Below are 3,240 nucleotides of genomic sequence, written 5' to 3' on the forward strand. Positions count from 1 at the left end.
TCCCCTTGGATTTAGACCCCAGCTTGTCCCCTAGGGCTTTAAAAATCGCACCGGCCATGATATAATAGTCATTAAACTAGATGACTTTTATGTGGCGCTCACCGATGCCAGTCGGTGGGTGTTTTTTATGTTCTATTTTATGACTAAATAATATCTTAATAGCAAGAATAAGTAAAGGCGCTTTTTACATAGTTCTATAGAACCATGTAATCTATAATTCTATAAATCTATAGTTCTATAAATCTATAGATGTTCATTTCTATAGTTCTATAAATCTATAGTTCTATAGAGCTGCTATGTCGGCAATATTCGCTATTTATTAGATCTATAGAACTATAGATCTATAGTTCTATAGATATTAATTTCTATAGTTCTATAGATTTGAAGAAAATGTTCTATAGAATTTTATTTTTTTGTGCTATAATTTTTCCCAAAAGGATGTGTCTATGTTGACCACAACTATTACAACCGGGAATTTTAAAGGTGGAGTTGGAAAAACAACTAATGCTGTTATGATTGCTTACACCTTATCCAATAGAGGGAAAAAATCCTTAATAGTAGATCTTGATCCACAAGCTAATGCTACAGACTTGCTGTTTACAACAATGAGCCAAGTATATGGAACTAAACCTGATTTTAGCGAAACGCTTGAAGTTGCTTTAAAAAAAGGTAGTTTAGAAAATGCAATTGTTCATGTAAATGATAACTTAGATTTACTTCCTTCGGATGATGATTTACAGAACTATGATAAATTTCTGAGTTCTTCGTTTCCTGATGACTACACACAAGATCATTATTTCTCTAAACTATTATCAAAAATTTCAAGTAAATATGATTTTGTAATATTAGACGTTCCCCCACAATTAAACAAATTTACTGATTCCGCTTTGGTTGCAAGTGATTACGTTATTGTTATTTTGCAAACCCAAGAGCGCTCATTGCGAGGGGCAGAAACATACGTTAAGCACTTATTGCAAATCAAAGACGATTACTCTCTCGACATTGATTTGTTAGGCGTTTTACCTGTCTTACAACAAAACGGAAATGATTTAGATTTAGACGTTATCGAAGATGCAACTACAAGCTTCGGCAATGCAAACATGTTTAAACAAAAGGTGCGTCAGATGGCTAGATTAAAACGATTTGATCGCACTGGTATAACAAATAATGCTAGCCATGACATAAACGACAGAAGGGTTCACCATCTTTATGATTTGGTTGTAGATGAATTATTAGAACGTTTAAAATTGATTAGAGGTTAAAAAATGACTGCTAACGATAAAATGGGATTAGGTGCTTTTGGAGAAACTAGAAAGAATAAAACCACACGCCCCCAGAAAATTGAGCCACAAAAATTTGAAGAACAACACAGAAGCATGCCAAATGACCAAGTACTAATTAAGCCAAAACGTAGATTGACAGCAAAAGATACTCCCAAGTCTGTCCAGGCACAATTAGACACTCATATGGCCATAAAGCAAATAGCTACCATTGAAAATAAGCGAAACTATGAGGTTCTCAACGAAATCGTTGAAAGCTATGTTCAGAATATGCCAAGCCAAAGCAAAAAATTGGTAATAGATAGTGTTAGAGCTGTTCAACAAAATATGCGCGATTTTTAAATATCTATAGATCTATAGATCTATAGTTCTATAGAATGGACATCTTGTATAACTGCCAAATTAACGAATAACACCACGCCCTCAGACAACACGTTCAGCTTTTAGACGTATACTTGTCCGTTTAAATGAAGCAGAATGCACACAAAAAAGCCCTCTATTCCGCATAATAGAGGGCTTTTCTGAAATCAGTACATACAGGCTTTGCTTAGGAGCATTGCTTGTGTCCATTTAGGACATACACAATCATATGACAATCAATCAATGCTGTCACTTAACTTACTCAAAAAAGCCACCCACCTCGTGATGAGATGAGTGGCTTTTTGGTTGTGTCAACTTTGAAGGATTAAATTAATTCTAGCACTATTTACTTTTCAGTTAACGTACATCATCTTCAACATTGTCTAAGCGTTCGTTGATAACTTTATGCTCGCTTCTGCTAGTGATTAAATCTTCACGCAGCGTATTTTGCGAATTAAACAGCCGTTCAATTCGCTGGCTGCTATCCTTCATACTTTGAGCAATGTCTTGCAGCCGATCTGTGAAGGGCTTCATGACAACCATCAAAGCTGCATAGATACCCGCGACTACAGCCAAAGCTAACGTGATTAATTCAATCCAACGATCAAAGGTCATTACTTACCACCCGACTTTCTGACCAGCTTCACGTAGTCCTTATTAGCAGAGATGTAACCAACATCAGTCTTAATCCGGTACACCTTGCCATATTTAACAGCCTTACCATAGATTGTGCTTCCCTTTGAGAAGTGAATACGGCGCTTATTAGCCTTGTCTAGGGCTGGCTTACCATACACGTTAACCTCACTGGTAATCACTTCATACAAGCCATTATCAGCCCAGTATGAGGCTTTCTTAGGGGTTACCTTGGTAACCTTACCAGACAGCTTACCATCGAAATCATAACTGCAATCTACCCCGTGGAAGTTATCAGTGTATTGCCAAGCGTTGGCATTAGCTACCCCCGGTTGACTGACACCATAAGCCGCCACCCAGATTGCCTTATCTACTAACTGGGACCGATTAATCCGGCCAGCATTGAACCAGCTACCTGAGCCGTACGTAATCACATTCTTATACCCGTGACTAATCAGGTATTTCAGGAACACGTTAACTTGGCCAGTAGTTGCCCAGGTTAATCCCGGCGCTTCTACATCAACGGCTAATACCGTGGACTTATCTAATCCCATCTTCTTAACCCATGATAGAAAGTATTGAGCTTCAGCCGTTCCCCGACCATGAAATTCATCACGAGTACCGAACACCTGAATGTTTGTGTCTGTAATTCCCAGTAATTTAAGTGTATTAGCTAGTTGAGACATCTATTCCTACCCCGCTTATCTTGAGTTTCGTCGCTTAAAGCATAGCACTAGGGAGGCTTAGATGCCTTTTTTTGTTATCAAAAAGGGCCTAGTACTTTTGGAATGGAAATACTTTCCAACATCAAAAATTCTAGACCCGAATAAAAATGGTCTGATCTCAGTAAAGTACTGAGATCAGACCATTAATTAAAACTAAATATAATTTTTCTAACTTAGTTGTTGCACTTAAACTACTGCATACTCATTTTTCAGTCTTACTTAATCTGCCTCGATGATAAATT

At 37.4% G+C, this 3,240-nt stretch carries 4 protein-coding genes; 2 read left to right on the plus strand and 2 right to left on the minus strand.

Annotated features, from left to right (window positions below; translation table 11 throughout):
• Window positions 1–449 precede the first annotated feature (449 nt).
• Window positions 450–1,262: a ParA family protein gene (locus EKM89_RS13600; protein WP_024855822.1), complete on the plus strand. Its 813-nt coding sequence runs from the start codon at window positions 450–452 to the stop codon at window positions 1,260–1,262.
• Between the two features lie 3 nt (window positions 1,263–1,265).
• A complete protein-coding gene (locus EKM89_RS13605; protein WP_024855823.1) occupies window positions 1,266–1,622 on the plus strand; it encodes a hypothetical protein in 357 nt (118 codons plus the stop codon).
• A 375-nt stretch (window positions 1,623–1,997) separates the two neighbouring features.
• Here the strand turns inward: EKM89_RS13605 and EKM89_RS13610 are convergent, their stop codons facing one another.
• Window positions 1,998–2,255, minus strand: coding sequence for a hypothetical protein (locus tag EKM89_RS13610; RefSeq protein WP_056943488.1), 258 nt, complete (start codon window positions 2,253–2,255; stop codon window positions 1,998–2,000).
• On the minus strand, window positions 2,255–2,959 hold the full coding sequence (locus EKM89_RS14390) for a GH25 family lysozyme (RefSeq protein WP_191988777.1): 705 nt from the start codon (window positions 2,957–2,959) through the stop codon (window positions 2,255–2,257). The genes EKM89_RS13610 and EKM89_RS14390 overlap by 1 nt, the downstream gene beginning before the upstream one ends.
• Window positions 2,960–3,240: the final 281 nt, after the last annotated feature.

It is taken from the genome of Levilactobacillus fujinensis, from assembly GCF_003946335.1.
Lineage (GTDB): Bacteria > Bacillota > Bacilli > Lactobacillales > Lactobacillaceae > Levilactobacillus > Levilactobacillus fujinensis.

Excerpts from the sequence above, each read along its gene's own strand:
- EKM89_RS13610 (WP_056943488.1), bottom strand. The coding sequence starts at position 2,255 with ATGACCTTTGATCGTTGGATTGAATTAATCACGTTAGCTTTGGCTGTA.
- EKM89_RS14390 (WP_191988777.1), bottom strand. The coding sequence starts at position 2,959 with ATGTCTCAACTAGCTAATACACTTAAATTACTGGGAATTACAGACACA.
- EKM89_RS13605 (WP_024855823.1), top strand. The coding sequence starts at position 1,266 with ATGACTGCTAACGATAAAATGGGATTAGGTGCTTTTGGAGAAACTAGA.